Raw genomic sequence first — 17,748 nt, 5'->3', positions numbered from 1 at the left:
CCGCCACGCGCTTGCCGCCCGGAAGCGATTACGCTTCTGAAGCGGGATGCGTTTTTATCCAGTGCTCGGCAATCTGCTGCCGGGTACAGATCCACACATCCTTATGCTGCTGAATGTGGTCAAGGAAGTTTTGTAGCGCGCGGAATTTTCCCGGGCGCCCTAACAGGCGGCAGTGCATCCCCACCGACATCATTTTGGGCGCGGTCTCGCCTTCTTCATACAGCACGTCGAACGTATCGCGCAAATACGTGAAGAACTGCTCTGCGGTGTTAAAGCCCTGGGGCGATGCAAAGCGCATATCGTTACATTCGAGCGTATAGGGAATGATCAGATGCGGTTTTACCGTACCATCCTGACAGGTAACCTGCGTCCAAAAGGGCAGATCGTCGCCATAATAGTCGCTGTCGTAACTGAATCCGCCCTGTTCGACCACCAGACGACGCGTATTCGGGCTGTCGCGTCCGGTGTACCAGCCCGTCGGCGCCTGACCAAACAGATCCGTTAACACATCCACCGCCTGCTGCATGTGCTGACGCTCGGTTTTAGCATCGATGCCCTGATAGTGGATCCAGCGCCAGCCGTGACTGACCACGTCGTACTTCGCCTGTTTAATGGCGTCTACGATTTCAGGATGACGCGCCAGGGCCATCGCCACACCGAACACGGTGAGGGGCAATCCCCGTTTCTGAAACTCGTTATGAATGCGCCAGAAACCGGCTCGGGAACCGTATTCATACAGCGATTCCATCGACATGTGACGATCGGGATAGCTGGCGGCACCAATGATGTCAGACAGGAACTGCTCTGAACCCGTGTCGCCATGTAATACGCTGTTCTCGGCCCCCTCCTCGTAGTTGAGCACAAACTGCACCGCCACCCGCGCTTTTTTGGGCCACGCCGCATGAGGAGGATTCGCGCCGTAACCGATTAGATCGCGCGGGTAATTTTTATTGAAGCTGTAGGTTTTCTTATCCTGGCTTTCAGTCATAACTTGCATCCTGTCGGTGAACGGGAACATCTGCTTAGTTTAGGTGCTGAAAGGCACCCGAGAGGGGTTTATGTAAAGGATAAGCCAAATCGCCCTGTTTGCTGGTGCCAAATCCCAGCGCCACCAGCGATTCCACCATTTTTACCGCCGCACTGACGCCATCAATCACCGGCATCTCCAGCTCCTGTGTGAGCGACGCCGCCAACGTTGCCATGCCGCCGCAGCCTAAAACAATCGCCCCACAGCCATCTTCCCGTTTTGCCTGTATACAGCGCTGGCGCACTTTCTCCTGTGCCAGTCCGCTGCCATCCTCCAGCGCCAGCACGGGTAAATCGATAGCATGTAAGGCCGCACAATGGTGGGTAAAGCCATACTGCTGAAGTAAATGTCGTGCGATGACCAGCGTGCGCGGCAACGTGGTGACGATCGAGAAACGCGTTGCCACCAGTGTGGCCGTATGCATGGCCGCTTCTGCGATGCCGATGACCGGACCGCTGGCCAGTTCACGTGCCGCCAGCAGTCCCGGATCGCCAAAACAGGCAATTACGTGGCCACTGACGCCCTGTGCTCTGCCAAGTTTCACCTGCTCCAGTACGCCTATCGCCGCAATCGCCTCATCGAAATGCCCTTCAATGGAGGGCACGCCCTGCGAAGGGCACACGGCGAGGATGTCCGTACCGGGCGCGGCAACGGCGCGGGCGGCCTGACCGATGGTTTCCGTCATCGCCTGGCTGGTATTGGGATTAATAACCTGAATCAGGCTCATGATACGGCTCCTTTGTGACCCGAAAATAACCGGGTGAAATCGGGCAAGGTTTCGCCGCCGCGTTCGAAATGCAGGCTGGAAACAATGTGTTCAAAGTGGTGCTGCAGTGAGTCAGTGAGCGGCACCAAGGCCTTTTCACGTAGCAGCTGTAACAAACGATCGTGATCATCACAGCGACAACCGCGTTGCCACGGCGCGCCCCACGCGGCAATCACCAGAGACGATCGCTGCGCCAGGCGCGTAACAAGATCGGTTAACACCTGATTGCCGGAAATCGCCTGCAGCTGAATATGAAATGCCGCCGAGAGACGAATCGCCGCAGGGCCATCGTGATGTTCGATGGCCGCCTTTTCCTGGGCGACCAGCGCAGCCAGCCCGGCAAGGTGAGGCGGCTGCATATGTTCCAGCACAGCGGGAAGGTTGGCGCACTCGAGTAAACTGCGGGTACGAAAAATATCACGGGCTTCATCAACGCCGGGCGTAGCAACATGTGCACCACGTTTGGGCGTAAGCGTAACCATTTGCACCGCAGCAAGGCGCTGCAACACTTTACGGATGCCCGTGCGGCTGACGCCAAAGACCTCTGAAAGCGCCTCTTCCGGCAATTTGCTGCCGGGCGGCAGTTGGTGTTCAACAATGGCGTTCATTAACGCCTGATAGATAGGTTCATCTTTATCATGCAGATCGGCCGCCGTTCTCTGGCCCTTTTCACTCTTCATTACCTGCTCCGGTAAACAGCGTTGCGTCACTTATCGTATACGTTAAAAATAAATTTTGTATACAAAAAACAAATTTGGCCTGGATCCTGCAAAGTCATTTCACAAGGTTATTTTATTCATGTCTTTGAGAGGAGCAGGTTTCATGCCAAATCATTCAACGGTGAGTAGCACATCGGCCTCTGAAGCCGGGAAAGCATACAGTCCAAAGCTATGTAATGAAGACCTGGCGCCTACGCGCCATCAAAACTGGTCCTGGTACAACATCTTTTCTTTCTGGATGTCGGACGTACACAGCATGGGCGGCTATGTGGTAGCGGCGAGCTTCTTCACGTTGGGCCTGGCGAGCTGGCAGGTGCTGCTCTGCCTGTTGGCGGGGATCTGCATTGTTCAGCTCTGCGCCAACCTGGTCGCTAAACCGAGCCAGATGGCCGGTGTGCCTTATGCGGTTATTTGTCGTCAGGCATTCGGTGTTTTCGGGGCTAATATTCCGGCGGTAATCCGCGGCCTGATTGCATTTGCCTGGTACGGTATTCAGACCTGGCTGGCGGCAAACGCGCTGATGCTGGTGCTGCTGAAGTTTTACCCGTCGCTTGACAGCCTGACCCACAGCCACTGGCTTGGTTTATCGCAGCTGGGCTGGTACTGCTTTGGCGTGATGTGGGTTCTGCAGGCAATGGTGTTCTGGCATGGCATGAGTGCGATTAAGCGCTTTATCGATATCGCAGGCCCCGCAGTGTATGTGGTGATGCTGGCACTGGCGGGCTGGATTGTATACAAAACCGGTTTCGACGGTATCTCCTTTACGCTGGCCAGCAAGTCGCTGTCGGCAGGCGAACAAACCTGGCAGATGATTACGGCAACGGCATTAGTGGTGTCTTACTTCTCAGGCCCGCTGCTGAACTTTGGTGACTTTTCCCGCTATGGCAAAAGCATGGGCGAGATCCGCCGGGGTAACCGCTGGGGACTGCCGTTCAACTTTCTGCTGTTCTCCATCGTGACCGTTGTCATTGTATCGGGCACTCAATCCCTGTTTGGCAAAATGATTACCGATCCTATTGAAACCGTCAGCATGGTCGGCAGCGATTTAGCCGTGGCGATTGGCTTACTGACTATGATCACCGCAACGATCGGTATCAACATCGTGGCGAACTTTGTCTCGCCTGCTTTCGATTTTTCAAACTGTTCGCCGCAGAAAATCAGTTTCCGCACCGGTGGCATGATTGCGGCAGTCGGATCGGTCCTGCTCACACCGTGGAATCTGTTTCAGTCTCCTGAACTGATTCACTACACGCTCGACGTACTGGGTTCGTTTATCGGGCCGCTGTTTGGCATTCTGTTAGCCGATTTTTATCTGATTAAGGGCGGCCGTATTTCAGTAGACGATCTGTTTGATGCCACACCGCAGGGGCGCTACTGGTATCGCGGTGGATTTAACCCGAAGGCCATTATCGCTTTGCTGCCCTCAGTCGCTATCTGTCTGGTGATCAGTTTTATCCCTTCCCTGCATCAGGTGGCCAACTTTAGCTGGTTTATCGGCGTGGCGCTGGCGGCAAGCTGCTACTGGTTAGTGGCGCGAGAAAAGCAGACTGAGCAGAAAGACCTCACTATGCCTTCCGGCACGGTGGTCATGCAGAAGGAATAACGCCCTGTTCAGACGCAGTATGACTGTACAATAACCATATAAACGACTCTGACTGGAGTCGTTTTTTTTAATAGCCGAACACCGGATCGCCTTGATGGCGAATACTGCTAACTGTTTGGCGCGCCAGCCCTTACCGCCCCAGATAATGTTCGCGTGTGAATACGCGCTCATCCTGTTTGCCCCTCTCCCTTTCGTGCAAAAGCGCCGTGTGCCCGTTACCCCCTGTCTTGACCTGCTAGAAATTTGCAGTGACAAGGCATTTAAAATCAGCGAGATAAGTCATTAAACCCTCTGCGTATCCCGGCGTCGCGGTAACGAAAGAACGCGGGATTCCCGCACCCGATAACATTCATTTCAAAATAAAAAAGATTCAAAATGAAAGTTAAATGATTTATTTGTGATCTATATAAAATATTTATGCCTTTTAAACGACTATATTTTCTGCGTGTTAAGACCTAACCAACGTGAAAATCCGGGCAACCTTAAAAGGAGCGGCACATGATTGATGCAATCACCTTTGGTGCGGAATGGTTTATTGGACTGTTCCAGAAAGGAGGTGAAGTTTTTGTCGGCATGGTGACAGGAATTTTACCTTTGTTAATTAGTTTATTAGTCGTAATGAACGCGTTAATACGATTCGTAGGGCAACATCGAATTGAACGACTGGCACAGAAATGTGCGGGCAATCCTGTATCACGCTATTTGCTTTTACCGCTTATTGGCACCTTTGTTTTTTGTAACCCGATGACACTCAGCCTGGGGCGATTTATGCCCGAGAAATATAAGCCAGGATATTACGCGGCCTCGTCATACAGTTGCCATTCAATGAATGGGTTATTTCCGCACGTGAATCCGGGTGAACTCTTCGTTTATTTAGGGGTTGCCAGTGGCCTGACAACCCTGGGCTTACCCCTGGGCCCTCTTGCTGTCAGCTATTTTCTGGTTGGGCTTTTTACTAACTTTTTTCGCGGCTGGATTACCGATCTCACCACCAGCCTGTTTGAAAAAAAGATGGGCATCAAACTCGATAAAAACGTTCAGCTCTAATAAAGGCGGAAAATAAAATGACGACACAAATCCGTATCGAAAAAGGAAGCAGCGGTTGGGGCGGCCCTTTACAACTTGATATAACACCCGGGAAAAAAATTGTTTACATCACCGCCCGCGCCCGACCGTCAATCGTGGACAGGATCAGTGAAATCACCCATTGGGAAGCCGTAGATGGTTTCAAACAAGGGGAACCGCCAGCCGATGAAATTGGTCTGGCCATCATCGATTGTGGTGGCACGCTGCGTTGTGGTCTTTATCCCAAACGCGGTATCCCCACCGTGAATATCCATGCGACAGGAAAGTCCGGACCGCTGGCACAATATATCCTGGAAGACATTTATGTCTCTGGCGTTAAGCCTGAGAATATCAGCATCGTCAATCGCGAGGATCACGGCAGTAAAGACGTCATTCACACCCATGACGAAAAACGTGCTGCCCCCGCGCCCCGTGGCGCTGGCGCGGGGAAAGATTATGACTCGAGTAAAAAAATTACCGAGCAAAGCGACGGTTTACTGGCAAAAATTGGCACAGGCATGGGGACCGTCGTTGCCGAATTTTTCCAGGCCGGGCGGGATACCATTGATACCGTACTCAAGACCATCCTCCCTTTTATGGCATTTGTGGCGGCCATCATTGGCATCATCATGGCCTCAGGTTTGGGCGACATGATTGCCCACGGGCTGACGCCACTCGCCACCAATCCTCTTGGCTTAATCACGCTGGCCTTAATCTGTTCCTTTCCGCTCCTGTCGCCGTTCTTGGGGCCGGGCGCCGTGATAGCCCAGGTTATTGGTGTACTCATTGGCGTTCAAATCGGACTGGGTCATATTCCGCCCCATCTTGCCCTGCCAGCCCTGTTTGCCATCAATGCACAAGCCGCTGCAGATTTTATTCCTGTGGGTTTATCGCTGGCGGAGGCGAAACAGGACACCGTGCGCGTGGGGGTTCCTTCCGTTCTGGTCGGCCGCTTCCTGACCGGTGCCCCTACCGTGCTGATTGCCTGGGCAGTCTCTGCCTTTATTTATCACTAAACGCCCCCTTCTGGAGAAAAGTCATGACGCACTTTGAAACCGAAATAATCAAAGTGGGCATAAACGCCCACGATGCGCTGCTTGAAAACATGATGATTTTATTTCGGGAAGGCGCACCCGCCGATATTCAGGATTATTGCTTTATCCACCAGCATGGCACGCTGACGGGGCATCCTGTCACGGGTTCAACCCTGCAGCTGGGAGAACGGTGTTATGCCGTGACGGCCATCGGTGAGGTCGCGATCGAAAACTTGCGCGAACTGGGCCATATCACCGTTGTTTTCGACGGGCAGCCAACCGCGCAACTGCCTGGTTCAATCCATGTTAGTGGAAAAGCGCCCGACAGAATTACGACTGAAACATCCGTAAAACTCTTTGCATAGGAGCGAGTTATGTCTGAAGTTGCTGTGGTTATCGGTGGTGGGCAAACGCTGGGGGCATTTCTGGCAAAAGGGCTGGCCGAAGCAGGTTACCGCGTTGCCGTCGCGGATTTGAAAGGGGAAAACGCCCGAAAGGTCGCCTCAGAAATTAACGCCGAATATGGCGCCGATCGGGCCGTGGGTTTTGAGGTTGATGCAACAGATGAGGCGAGTGTTATTGCGCTTGCTGGCAATATCGATAAGGTCTTTAAACAGGTCAATGTGATGATTTACAGTGCCGGCATGGCAAAAGCGTCCTTTGTCACTGATTTCGCCTTAAAAGATTTTGAAATATCTTTGCAGGTCAATCTGGTTGGGTATTTTCTCTGTGCACGTGAATTTTCCCGACTGATGATTCGCGATAATATTCCGGGCCGCATTATTCAGATCAATTCGAAGTCGGGCAAAACAGGCAGTAAACATAATTCGGGCTACAGCGCGGCTAAATTTGGCGGCGTGGGATTAACACAGTCACTGGCCCTCGATTTAGCGGATTATGGCATCAGAGTACATTCGCTGATGCTGGGTAATTTGCTCAAATCGCCGATGTTTCAGTCTCTGCTTCCTCAGTATGCAAAAAAACTGGGCATCTCGCCCGAGGAAGTTGAAGCCAGCTATATTGCAAAAGTGCCACTCAAGCGCGGTTGTGAATACCAGGATGTGCTGAACGTCTTGTTGTTTTATGCAAGTGACAAGGCCTCATATTGCACCGGGCAGTCTATCAATATCACGGGCGGCCAGGTGATGTTCTGATTGCCCCCTTCAATATCGCTGGCCTGGTATGTTGGCCTTGCTCAGGAGACGAAGATGAGTAGCGGGATAATTGCTGTAGCACTGTTGGCATGGCTGGCCCATTCGTTGTTTGGCTGGTATCAGTTACGACGCTTTAACCATATGCTGGAGGGGTTATTTCAGCAAGGTCGGGTTGGCATCGGGCGATCGGCTTCAAACCGCTTCAACGTTAAACCCCGCGTAATTATCGCAGTCGCGGTCAATCCCGAAGGACGAATCCTGGCGGCTGTCATTATGAAAGGCTTCACCGTTTTTGCGCGTCCACATGCTTTGCCTTTGTTAACCGACTGTTATCTTGATGATATCGATGCGAAAAAAATTTTTCCCGAACGTGAAACGTGTCAAAAAGCCTTACTTTCCGCCATATCAATGAAAGAGTGATGTGTTAAATTGAAAGCAGGATGAAAATTTTAGCGCTGCTTTAATTTTGACAAAACCCCTTTCAGATAAGGCGTTACTGATGAAACCGCAACAAAGACAGGAAGCTATCCTTGCCTATCTCCAAAAAAATGGCAAAACCACCATTGGCGATCTGATCGACTATTTCAAAGCAACAGGCACGACGATTCGCAAAGATCTGACCGAAATGGAAAAGCGCAGCGAGGTGATTCGTATTCACGGTGGCGTCATTCTGAGCCATGAAGAAGGCGATCAACCTATCGACCATAAAACGCATATCAACAGTGACAGAAAAAGGCACATTGCTGAATCGGCCATACAACTGGTTAACGATGGTGATTCGCTAATCCTGGATACTGGCAGCACTGTGCTTCAAATGGTCAGGCATCTCAAACCCTTCAATAACATTACCGTCATGACAAACAGCCTGCACATTGTGAATGCGTTAATGGAATTAGATGGCGATCAGACCATTTTAATGCCCGGCGGAACGTTACGAAAAAAGTCCGCCTCATTTCATGGCGGACTTGCCGAGTCAGCCTTTCGCTCTTTTAACTTCGATAAGTTATTTATTGGCGCCGATGGTATTGATTTGGATATGGGGATCACCACCTTTAACGAAGTTCATGCCGTCAGCACGTCGATGTGCGCGGCGGCTGACAGGATTATTGTTCTTGCTGATTCATCCAAGTTTGGTCGTAAAAGCCCAAATGTTGTGTGTAGTCTGGATAAGGTGGATACCATTATCACGGATGCCGGTATTACGCCTCATTACCTTCAGCGACTCGTGGACAAAAAAATCAACGTCATTGTCGCAGGAGGGGAGGATGAAGAATAAAGAGGTGCTGCTCGAGTATGCCAGAGAGGCCCTGTCGCTTGAAATTGCCGAGGCTCAGAATCTGTTTAACAGCTTAGATGACGCGTTTATCAATGCGTGTGAATTAATTCTGCAATGTCAGGGCAAAACGATTGTTTCTGGCATCGGTAAATCTGGCCATATTGGAAAAAAAATCGCCGCTTCGCTGGCCAGTACCGGCACTCCCGCTTTTTTTGTGCATCCTGCTGAGGCCTTGCATGGCGATCTGGGCATGATCACTTCGCAGGACGTGTTTATTTTTATCTCGAATTCCGGCAGCGCGGCTGAATTACAGATTATTGTTCCTGCCCTTAAGGCGCTCAACGTTCCCATTATTGCGATCACTAATGTCGCCCACTCCTTTCTGGCCCAGCAGGCCAACCACGTACTGCATCTTGCTGTTAATCGGGAAGCCTGCCCGATGGGGCTTGCGCCCACGTCGAGCGCCGTGAATACCCTGTTATTGGGTGACGCTTTGGCAATGGCGCTGATGCGTTCACGTAATTTTAATGAGGAGCAATTTGCCCGCTCCCGTCCCGGAGGCAGCCTGGGCGCTGGCCTGCTTAATTCGGTTGCGCAATGTATGCGAAAAGGCGAACGCATTCCTCGCGTAAATAAAAACGCCTCCGTGTTAGATGCCATGGAAGAACTGACCCGTACCGGTATGGGGATTGTGATTGCCTGTGATGACGACAACGATATCGAGGGTATTTTTACTGACGGCGATCTGCGCCGCGCGCTGTTAGCTGGTAAAAAGCTGGACGATCGGCTTGATCCTCTCCTGACGCGCCCCGGCTACAAACTGGCCGAACACCTTAGCGTTGCGGCCGCTACGCATAAATTATATGACCGACGCATTAGCGCGGCGCCAGTCGTCAATCAACAGGGTCACTTAGTTGGAGCCATCAATCTCTATGATTTGCATAAATAACATTTATTTAGCCCGTTTTTAATCTATCAGCCACCTGGGAGGGAATATGGAATTGTATATCGATAGTGCAGATACGTTAGCTATTCACGATCTGGTCAACGTTTTACCCGTTAATGGCGTGACCACCAACCCTTCGCTCGTCGCCAAATCTGGCGTCGAACTGACGAAGTTAATCAGCGAGCTACGCACGATTTTAGGGAACGAGAAGCTTATCTTTGCTCAGGTTCTGGCAAAGGATACACCAACGATTATTCGCGAGGCGCAGTACCTCCATGAGCTGTGCGCCAATATGGTCGTGAAAATCCCCGTCGACCGGGCCGGACTCGCCGCGATTACCCAGTTGAAACAACGTAACATTCCTACTTTAGGCACGGCGATTTACTCTACCTCACAGGCGATGTTGGCGGCCTTTGCTGGCGCTGATTATATTGCGCCCTATTTCAACCGTATGGAAAATAATAATATCAATGCAAAGCAGGCCGTTTCAAATATGCAGCAATTTATTCAACTGCATAAGATGGAGTGCAAGATATTAGCAGCCAGCTTTAAAAACACGACGCAGGTAGCGGACTGCCTGCTCTCTGGCGCGGCGGCTGTCACCTTACCTGTCGATGTGATGTGCGAAATGTTTAACTCCCCTCTGGCAAAACATGCCATTGATGATTTCAGTCATGACTGGCATCGGGCGTTCAACCGTTTGCAGTTAATGATTTAGTGGTGCGAAGGTGTTAATCGTGCTGGCGTGAGACAACGTTTTTATTTGGCAGCATTAATACTTTGGTTGCCTGAATGAAAGGAAATTGTTTCGGAGTTTTCGACGCTAAAAAAGCAAAAACGCCATGCTGATAACCAGCATGGCGTCGAAATTTGGCGGAACGGACGGGGCTCGAACCCGCGACCCCCTGCGTGACAGGCAGGTATTCTAACCAACTGAACTACCGCTCCGCGCTTTGTTCCCCGTCGGGAACGAGGCGCATATTAATCACAACAAGAGTACGCGTCAACGCTTTTCCCCGTGCAACGTTCTGTTTGCTGCTATTTTCGCCCCAATGTTGATTTTACACACAAATCTTTGCGACTCAGGCGCGCCACAGACAGCTGCCGCCCTTCTTCATAATGAGATCTAACCGGGACTCATGCTGGTTAACTTCCTCATCGCTGGCGGTAACCACACGCAATCCCGAGCTGGGGCGAGCAATACGCTGAATACCTTCGCTCTGCTGCTGACGTGCTCGTTCCTCTTCCGATGAGAACGACAGCGAAGTTTGCCCGCCGGTCATCGTTAAGAAAACTTCGGCCAGTATCTCGGCATCCAGCAGTGCGCCGTGCAGCGTACGCTTGCTGTTATCTATTTCGTAACGTGAGCACAGCGCATCAAGGCTGTTGCGCTTGCCGGGAAACATGCGGCGCGCCATTGCCAGGCTGTCGGTAATCTTGCAGAAGGTTTCGGTTTTCTCAATACCGCGCTGCAGTTTACCGAATTCGTAATCCATAAAGCCGATATCAAACGACGCGTTATGAATCACCAACTCCGCACCGCGGATGTAATCGAGAAACTCATCGGCAATATCGCTGAAGGTCGGCTTATCCAGCAGGAATTCATCGGCGATACCGTGAACGCCAAACGCTTCAGGATCCACCAGCCTGTCGGGCTTGAGATACATATGGAAGTTATTGCCCGTCAGGCGGCGGTTAATGACTTCGACGGCACCAATCTCAATGATGCGGTGACCTTCATAATGTACCCCGATCATATTCATACCGGTGGTTTCAGTATCGAGAACAATTTGACGGTTATTTGCAGTGCTCATAGGCCTCGTTTTATGTCAGACTTGGCGTTTTGTCAGAAGGAAGTCTACCAGAGATGCGTAAACAGGTAGAGATTTTCACCGATGGATCTTGTCTCGGCAACCCGGGCCCCGGTGGTTATGGCGCAATTTTGCGTTACGGGCAGCATGAAAAAACCTTCAGTGCGGGTTATCGCCTGACGACCAATAATCGCATGGAGTTAATGGCGGCCATCGTGTCACTGGAAGCCCTGACGCAACCCTGCGATGTGGTGTTAAGTACCGACAGTCAGTATGTGCGCCAGGGTATTACACAATGGATACACAACTGGAAAAAGCGTGGCTGGAAAACGGCTGAGAAGAAGCCGGTTAAGAACGTCGATTTGTGGCAACGGCTGGATACCGCGCTCAGCACACACCAGATTCAGTGGGAATGGGTTAAAGGTCATGCCGGCCATCCCGAAAACGAACGTTGTGATGAACTGGCGCGCAGCGCAGCGAACAACCCGGCCTTTGATGATATTGGCTATCAGCCAGAATCCTGATCTTTGACGTGTCGGAACTGGCGCGTCGCGTTGACCGTCTGGGGCAATTGTCTTTTGCTCAGGCTCATCCGCGCCTTGGTGGGCGTAAGGGGAAAACTTCGTTTACGCGCCACAACAATGTTCAGGCAACCTAACGCGGGAAGATGGGCGCTGATCATTTTCCCCCCCTGCCGATGCCAGGGCAGCACCTGGAAACGCGTGCGGTAAACCACTTCGTAATTCAGTAAGCCCAGCCAGTCCAGTAATCGCATCTGACTAAACATCCGGCTGCTCCAGGGCGCTTTACGCTGGATGCCCGGCACCATCTTACTGATGCCCAGCAGACTGAACGGATTAAAGCCACTGATGATCATCCAGCCATCATCGATCAGAACGCGATCAACCTCGCGCAATATCCGGTGCGGATCCTGACTCCAGGATAACGTGTGGGCCAGTAAACAGGCATCAACAGACTTCGATTCAAACGGCAGCTGTGCCGGATTTGCCAGCACCTGTAGCTGTTCCCCTTCAGTGCCTACACTGACCTGATGTGAGATAGCACAATTTTCCGTATTGATTTCTGCGCTGAGGTTGCCAAGCTTAAGCATATGAAAGCCGTACAGCTTTCCCAGGTAAGGCTGAAGCTGCTGTGTAAGCGCATCGCGGAAATAGACGCCCCAGGGCATATCGTGCCATGAGCGTGGCGCGTTCAGGATTTGGCGTGTTTTAGCGGGCTTCATGCTTTACCATTTTCCTTTTTATACGGCCAGCGAGAGGTATCTATGAATCTTACCAGTATTCCTGCATTACAAGATAACTACATCTGGACGTTAACAGATGACAACGGAAAATGCCTGATTGTCGATCCCGGTGAAGCTCTGCCGGTACTGGAGAAGATCAAAGCTAACGGCTGGCAGCCTGAAGCGATTTTGTTAACCCATCATCATAATGACCACACAGGCGGTGTTAAAAACCTCTGCGAACATTTTCCTGACATTGCCGTTTATGGTCCGCAAGAAACAGCGGACAAAGGTGCAACCGTTCGGGTCAGCGAAGGGGATAAATTTAACGTTCTGGGTCTGTCTTTCGAGGTTATCGCTACGCCGGGACACACTTTAGGACATATCTCATATTACAGTTCGCCTTATCTTTTCTGCGGTGACACTCTGTTTTCGGGCGGCTGCGGTAGATTATTTGAAGGTACGCCAGAGCAAATGTTTGAGTCTTTTCAAAAGCTTAACCAACTCCCAGAGGATACCCTAGTGTGCTGTGCACATGAATACACTTTATCCAATCTGAAGTTTGCTGCTGCAATTTTACCCCACGATCCGCAAATAACGGCTGAATACCATAAAATTAAGGACTTACGGGCCGAAAATCGCATTACTTTACCTACAAAACTGGCTCACGAGCGTGTGATAAATTTATTTCTCAGAACGCAAGATCCTGATTTACAACATGCTTTGAGCGTTGATTCAGAGGTAGAGCCTGTATGGAAGACATTTGCCGTTCTACGCGAGAAGAAAGACCGTTTTTGATTTTTCAGGTTGTGTTGTGAAGGACCGTCACGTATAGTTGCTCGTCTTTTAAGCGAACTATTGACACACACATGAAGGCTAAAGCGATATTACTCGCCTCGGTCTTGCTGGTAGGATGTCAGGCATCACGGAATGACGCCAATATCCCCGAACAGCATGCACAGAGTCTGTCTTCAGCTGGTCAAAGTGAAAATGGAAAGTACGGTGATCGACTTTTATCGCCGCGATGGCAGGAAGATGGAACTGGCCTCGCAGAAGATAGTGATCTCTGGAGTTTCATTAGTGACGAGTTGAAGATGGGGATTCCGGAAAACCCCCGGATCCGCGAACAGAAATTAAAGTTTTTAAAAAATAAGAGCTATCTCCACGATGTAACATTACGGGCAGAGCCGTACATGTACTGGATAGTCGAGCAGATTAAGAAACGTAAGATGCCGATGGAACTAGTACTGCTACCCATAGTGGAGAGCGCTTTTGATCCTCACGCAACGTCATCTGCAAATGCCGCTGGCATCTGGCAGATTGTTGGCAGTACGGGTCGAAACTATGGTTTAAAACAAAACCGTTACTACGATGGTCGTCGCGATGTTGTCGCTTCAACCAAAGTAGCGCTGGATATGATGCAGCGTCTAAATACCATGTTCGGTGGTGACTGGCTTCTGACAGTTGCGGCCTACAACAGTGGCGAAGGACGTGTGCTCAAAGCGATTAAGCAGAACAAGGCACGCGGTAAGCCTACCGACTTCTGGCATCTTTCGCTTCCACGTGAAACGACGGTTTATGTTCCAAAAATGTTGGCCTTGAGCGAGTTGCTTAAGAACAACAAGCGTTACGGTATCAAACTGCCGACACCTAACGAAAACCGTGCACTGGCACGTGTTGAAGTGGGTCAGCAGATAAAACTGACGCAAGCCGCTGAAATGGCCGGTATGTCGCTCACAAAGTTAAAGAGCTTTAATACCGGGTATAAAGGCGGTGCGACAGCACCTAATGGGCCACACTACATTATGGTGCCGAAAGCTAACGTCGCACAGTTGCGGGATTCACTGGCTTCCGGTGATATCTCTGCAGTGCAGCCCACCCAACTGGCGAAGGCCAGTAATGATGGTGGCTACAAAGTGCGAAGCGGCGATACCCTGTCGGGCATTGCCAATAAGTTAGGCGTCAGCGTTGCAACACTGAAGCAGCAAAATAACCTGCGCAGTGCCAGCATTCGTCCGGGTCAGATACTGACTGTCGGATCGAGCGGCACGAGCCTGGCGGATAATGGCAACAGCATCACCTATCGTGTTCGTAAGGGTGATTCTCTTGACAGTATCGCCCGTCGTCACGGCGTGAATATTAAAGACGTGATGCGCTGGAACAGTGTTGTGAGTAATGCAAAAGATATTCAGCCTGGCGATGAGCTAACGTTGTTTGTTAAGAATAACGCAACGCCAGATACCTGATACATTGAAAAGGCTGACAAATGTCAGCCTTTTTTCTTATTCGATTCTTCTGCACTTTGCATGATCTCCCGGCGTTTCGCCCTCTCCTCCTGACAGAACGTCTCTCCGCGATTCTCCTCACCGACTGGCGTTAAATTCGACCAGTAAGGGATTATGATCGGATGCGCGCGTCACCAGCACTGACGCCTCACTAACGTGCATGTCGCGATAGAAGACGAAATCTAACGGCCGGCCAAAGGCTTTACGTCGATGATCCGCGGTGAACATCACTTCTTCCAGCTGCATCTGATGAGCAAACCGGTAAAGCGCGTTAATCCGTTGACGACTCCACGCATTGAAATCGCCAGCCATGATAACCGGACCACGGTGGTGAACGATCTGTTCGCCAATAGGCCCAAGTTGTTTACTGTAGACATCCACGCCCAGACTAAAGTTTACGGCATGAATGTTGACTACCATAAGCGTTTCACCCGTGGGTAACGGATAGGCCGTGACTAAAGCCGATTTAGAGAGCCTCAGAAGCGGCTCTCGCTCGCGCAAAGGGCAACAGTAGACTGGGTGAGCGGAAGCCAGTGTCATCACGCCAGAGGGATGCTGAGGCAACACGAATGCCGGAACCTGATCGGCCGCCAGATAGTTGCTGGTCGCAAACCGGATAAGCTCTGGCGTGGTTTGCGCTTCCTGGAGCAGAACCAGATGCGCATCTTTACCAAAGCCTTCCAGTACGGACATCCAGTCGGCACGCTGCTGTTTAAAGATATTCCATACCAGCACTTTAAGATTGGGGTGAGCGGGGAGCGGCGCGCCGGGAGGCAGCGCCTGGCCGAGATGAAACATTGCACCCGGGGGAAAGATCCTCTCCGCTGGCTGTCCGGCTACATATCTCATCGCGTAGGTTTTTTTGCGCACTTTCCCGCCTGGCTAATCGTTCAAAAAGTCGTATGACTTATCTGTTATAGGGATTTTAGTACGCGGTTTCAATGGATGCTGCCGATTGTTCCAAACCCACTCTGTTTATTTTAATCATAACGGGCTGTATTGATACGCTGTCTTGTGGGCCGGTCTGCTCAAGCGCGGCATAATTTATCATCTGTCTTATCGGGAAAAAGCCTTTCGGGCCAAGGGGCCAGGTCAGTGCTGTGCTTTAATAACAGTTCTATCGGCCTACAGGCTATTTGGCGTGAAGAGACACCATGAAGGCATCGTCTGAAGAACTGAAAGTATTTGTGAGCGTGGTTGAAAGTGGAAGCTTCAGCCGGGCTGCCGAGACGTTAGAGATGGCCAACTCTGCCGTAAGCCGTACGATTAAGAAGCTGGAAACTAAGCTGGGGCTGGCCTTACTTACGCGAACAACCCGCAATCTTGCATTAACGCAGGAAGGAGAACGTTATTTTCAGCAGGTCCAACATTTTCTTCAGGTGATGACCGCGGCGGAAAACGAGTTGATGGAAAGCCGTGATGTGCCCAAAGGGCTGTTGCGGATAGACGCAGCTACGCCAGTCATATTGCATCTCATCATGCCGATGATAAAGTCCTTTCGGGAACGCTATCCGGAAATCGCGCTTTCGCTGATTTCTTCTGAAAACTTTATCAACCTGATTGAGCGAAAAGTCGATGTGGCAATTCGGGCAGGCAGCCTGACGGATTCTGGCCTCAGAGCGCGACTGCTTTTTATTAGCTATCGCCGTCTCATTGCCTCTCCCGACTATTTGAAAAAACACGGTATACCTTTGCGGGCGGCCGATCTGGATAATCATCAGTGTCTTGGTTTTATTGATGCACCGCGCCTTAATCGTTGGCCTGTGGCCTGTGAAGGCGGCGAACTTTATGGCATTCGTTATGAGCTCGATTCAAATAGCGGAGAGACCATCAAGCAGCTTTGCCTGGAAGGGAATGGTATCGCCTGTCTGTCAGATTACATGGTGCATAAAGAAATTGAAGAAGGCAGCCTGGTTGAGATCATGGCCGATCAGCGTTTGCCGGTTGAGATGCCCTTTAACGCCGTGTATTACAGCGATCTCGGCGTAACCCAGCGCGTGCGTGCCTTTATTGATTTTCTCAGTGAGTGGGTGGTCAGACAGCCCTGGCATGTGCAAAACGATTTGCAGCAACACCTCTCTATAAAGCCCTGAAGGGCTGTGCTCGCTACAGCCTGTGAGACGTTGCCGTGTGGGAGAGTAATGGCAATTATTTTGGCTCACAAATGGAAAAAGCCCTGACCGTTAAGTCAGGGCTTTCCAATTAAGTGGCGGAACGGACGGGGCTCGAACCCGCGACCCCCTGCGTGACAGGCAGGTATTCTAACCAACTGAACTACCGCTCCACCGATTCTGTACTGACGTCAGAAAAACGTTCTGATATCAGGTATATCGCCCTTCCGCGTCACCGGTAAGGTCACGACCAGCGTGCTGGTCTTAATTTGATGCCTGGCAGTTTATGAATCACGCTGTGATTCACCCTTCGGGCTGCTGCTTCGCAGCGTTCAAAAGCGTTCGCTTTTGTCCTACTCTACTGAGTAGTGAACTGCCCGAGGTTACGTGCAGGTCCTTCAATTTGATGCCTGGCAGTTCCCTACTCTCGCATGGGGAGACCCCACACTACCATCGGCGCTACGGCGTTTCACTTCTGAGTTCGGCATGGGGTCAGGTGGGACCACCGCGCTACAGCCGCCAGGCAAATTCTTTGTGCTCCGTCCTGCGTCTTTCACGCTGCTGCCGCGCTGGCTTCCCTCGCGCCGCTCAGTCACATACCTCAGTATGCTCCTTCACCCCGTCTCGGTTGCCGCCTTGCACTCAGCGCAAAATCCTTCGGACTCACGTCCGCAGAACAGAACTAAATTCTTTATCCGGTAAACAATG

19 protein-coding genes, 2 tRNA genes and 1 rRNA gene are annotated in these 17,748 nt (G+C 51.2%); 13 read left to right on the top strand and 9 right to left on the bottom strand.

Annotated elements, in window-relative coordinates; translation table 11 throughout:
* Nucleotides 1-28 precede the first annotated feature (28 nt).
* Genes puuE through EL29_RS01615 form a run of 3 tightly spaced genes read right to left on the bottom strand, consistent with a single transcriptional unit; the run spans nt 29 to nt 2,473 of the window.
* On the bottom strand, nt 29-988 hold the full coding sequence (gene puuE / locus EL29_RS01625; RefSeq protein ID WP_014606528.1) for an allantoinase PuuE: 960 nt from the start codon (nt 986-988) through the stop codon (nt 29-31).
* A 34-nt stretch (nt 989-1,022) separates the two neighbouring features.
* A complete protein-coding gene (hpxA, locus tag EL29_RS01620; RefSeq protein ID WP_014606529.1) occupies nt 1,023-1,754 on the bottom strand; it encodes an allantoin racemase in 732 nt (243 codons plus the stop codon).
* Entirely contained in the window at nt 1,751-2,473 is a 723-nt protein-coding gene (locus EL29_RS01615; RefSeq protein ID WP_014592984.1) for a GntR family transcriptional regulator, read from the bottom strand. Before EL29_RS01615 ends, hpxA begins: the two co-directional genes overlap by 4 nt.
* Before the next feature lie 142 nt (nt 2,474-2,615).
* On the opposite strand from EL29_RS01615, the gene EL29_RS01610 reads away from it, so the two are divergent.
* The 9 genes from EL29_RS01610 to EL29_RS01570 all read left to right on the top strand — a co-directional run bounded on the left by EL29_RS01610 (nt 2,616) and on the right by EL29_RS01570 (nt 10,308).
* A complete protein-coding gene (locus tag EL29_RS01610; protein WP_028714841.1) occupies nt 2,616-4,115 on the top strand; it encodes an NCS1 family nucleobase:cation symporter-1 in 1,500 nt (499 codons plus the stop codon).
* A gap of 498 nt (nt 4,116-4,613) precedes the next feature.
* Complete coding sequence (gene srlA, locus EL29_RS01605) at nt 4,614-5,162, top strand: PTS glucitol/sorbitol transporter subunit IIC (protein ID WP_013024730.1); 549 nt, start codon at nt 4,614-4,616, stop codon at nt 5,160-5,162.
* Nucleotides 5,163-5,179: 17 nt separating this feature from the next.
* Nucleotides 5,180-6,196: a PTS glucitol/sorbitol transporter subunit IIB gene (gene srlE, locus EL29_RS01600; protein ID WP_028714839.1), complete on the top strand. Its 1,017-nt coding sequence runs from the start codon at nt 5,180-5,182 to the stop codon at nt 6,194-6,196.
* A gap of 23 nt (nt 6,197-6,219) precedes the next feature.
* The gene (locus EL29_RS01595) at nt 6,220-6,579 is read left to right on the top strand and encodes a PTS glucitol/sorbitol transporter subunit IIA (protein WP_014606533.1); all 360 of its coding nucleotides are present in this window, start codon (nt 6,220-6,222) and stop codon (nt 6,577-6,579) included.
* A gap of 9 nt (nt 6,580-6,588) precedes the next feature.
* Complete coding sequence (gene srlD, locus EL29_RS01590; protein ID WP_014606534.1) at nt 6,589-7,368, top strand: sorbitol-6-phosphate dehydrogenase; 780 nt, start codon at nt 6,589-6,591, stop codon at nt 7,366-7,368.
* A gap of 54 nt (nt 7,369-7,422) precedes the next feature.
* Nucleotides 7,423-7,788 carry a transcriptional regulator GutM gene (locus EL29_RS01585; protein WP_015700912.1) on the top strand — a complete coding sequence of 122 codons (366 nt, stop codon included), beginning with the start codon at nt 7,423-7,425 and terminating at the stop codon, nt 7,786-7,788.
* A 79-nt stretch (nt 7,789-7,867) separates the two neighbouring features.
* Nucleotides 7,868-8,644, top strand: coding sequence for a glucitol operon DNA-binding transcriptional repressor SrlR (gene srlR / locus EL29_RS01580; protein ID WP_014606536.1), 777 nt, complete (start codon nt 7,868-7,870; stop codon nt 8,642-8,644).
* Nucleotides 8,634-9,593, top strand: coding sequence for a KpsF/GutQ family sugar-phosphate isomerase (locus EL29_RS01575; RefSeq protein ID WP_028714838.1), 960 nt, complete (start codon nt 8,634-8,636; stop codon nt 9,591-9,593). Before srlR ends, EL29_RS01575 begins: the two co-directional genes overlap by 11 nt.
* A gap of 46 nt (nt 9,594-9,639) precedes the next feature.
* Complete coding sequence (locus EL29_RS01570; protein ID WP_028714837.1) at nt 9,640-10,308, top strand: transaldolase family protein; 669 nt, start codon at nt 9,640-9,642, stop codon at nt 10,306-10,308.
* A gap of 153 nt (nt 10,309-10,461) precedes the next feature.
* Here EL29_RS01570 and EL29_RS01565 read toward each other — a convergent pair.
* Nucleotides 10,462-10,538: transfer RNA gene (locus EL29_RS01565), tRNA-Asp, on the bottom strand.
* 134 nt (nt 10,539-10,672) lie between these two features.
* Entirely contained in the window at nt 10,673-11,404 is a 732-nt protein-coding gene (gene dnaQ / locus EL29_RS01560) for a DNA polymerase III subunit epsilon (RefSeq protein ID WP_014606539.1), read from the bottom strand.
* A 53-nt stretch (nt 11,405-11,457) separates the two neighbouring features.
* On the opposite strand from dnaQ, the gene rnhA reads away from it, so the two are divergent.
* Nucleotides 11,458-11,925 carry a ribonuclease HI gene (rnhA, locus tag EL29_RS01555; RefSeq protein WP_014606540.1) on the top strand — a complete coding sequence of 156 codons (468 nt, stop codon included), beginning with the start codon at nt 11,458-11,460 and terminating at the stop codon, nt 11,923-11,925.
* Here the strand turns inward: rnhA and EL29_RS01550 are convergent.
* Nucleotides 11,910-12,644 carry a class I SAM-dependent methyltransferase gene (locus EL29_RS01550; RefSeq protein WP_013024720.1) on the bottom strand — a complete coding sequence of 245 codons (735 nt, stop codon included), beginning with the start codon at nt 12,642-12,644 and terminating at the stop codon, nt 11,910-11,912. The genes rnhA and EL29_RS01550 overlap by 16 nt on opposite strands.
* Before the next feature lie 42 nt (nt 12,645-12,686).
* Here EL29_RS01550 and gloB point away from each other — a divergent pair, with 42 nt between their 5' ends.
* Both gloB and mltD read left to right on the top strand, forming a co-directional pair.
* Nucleotides 12,687-13,442, top strand: a complete 756-nt coding sequence (gloB, locus tag EL29_RS01545; RefSeq protein WP_028714836.1) for a hydroxyacylglutathione hydrolase — start codon at nt 12,687-12,689, stop codon at nt 13,440-13,442.
* Nucleotides 13,443-13,513: 71 nt separating this feature from the next.
* Nucleotides 13,514-14,890, top strand: a complete 1,377-nt coding sequence (gene mltD / locus EL29_RS01540; protein WP_013024718.1) for a murein transglycosylase D — start codon at nt 13,514-13,516, stop codon at nt 14,888-14,890.
* 117 nt (nt 14,891-15,007) lie between these two features.
* Here mltD and EL29_RS01535 read toward each other — a convergent pair whose 3' ends face one another.
* Complete coding sequence (locus EL29_RS01535; protein ID WP_014606543.1) at nt 15,008-15,799, bottom strand: endonuclease/exonuclease/phosphatase family protein; 792 nt, start codon at nt 15,797-15,799, stop codon at nt 15,008-15,010.
* Between the two features lie 284 nt (nt 15,800-16,083).
* On the opposite strand from EL29_RS01535, the gene yafC reads away from it, so the two are divergent.
* Nucleotides 16,084-17,022 (top strand): DNA-binding transcriptional regulator YafC, encoded by a 939-nt coding sequence (gene yafC, locus EL29_RS01530; RefSeq protein WP_028714835.1) that lies wholly within the window; start codon nt 16,084-16,086, stop codon nt 17,020-17,022.
* A 114-nt stretch (nt 17,023-17,136) separates the two neighbouring features.
* Here the strand turns inward: yafC and EL29_RS01525 are convergent.
* A tRNA-Asp gene (locus EL29_RS01525) sits at nt 17,137-17,213 on the bottom strand.
* Between the two features lie 235 nt (nt 17,214-17,448).
* Nucleotides 17,449-17,564 (bottom strand): 5S ribosomal RNA (rrf, locus tag EL29_RS01520).
* Between the last annotated feature and the right edge of the window lie 184 nt (nt 17,565-17,748).

This window comes from Pantoea ananatis LMG 2665 (genome assembly GCF_000710035.2).
Taxonomy (GTDB): Bacteria; Pseudomonadota; Gammaproteobacteria; order Enterobacterales; family Enterobacteriaceae; genus Pantoea; species Pantoea ananatis.
The sequence above is the reverse complement of the archived record's forward strand: the minus strand, read 5'-3'. Positions and strand labels throughout refer to the sequence as shown.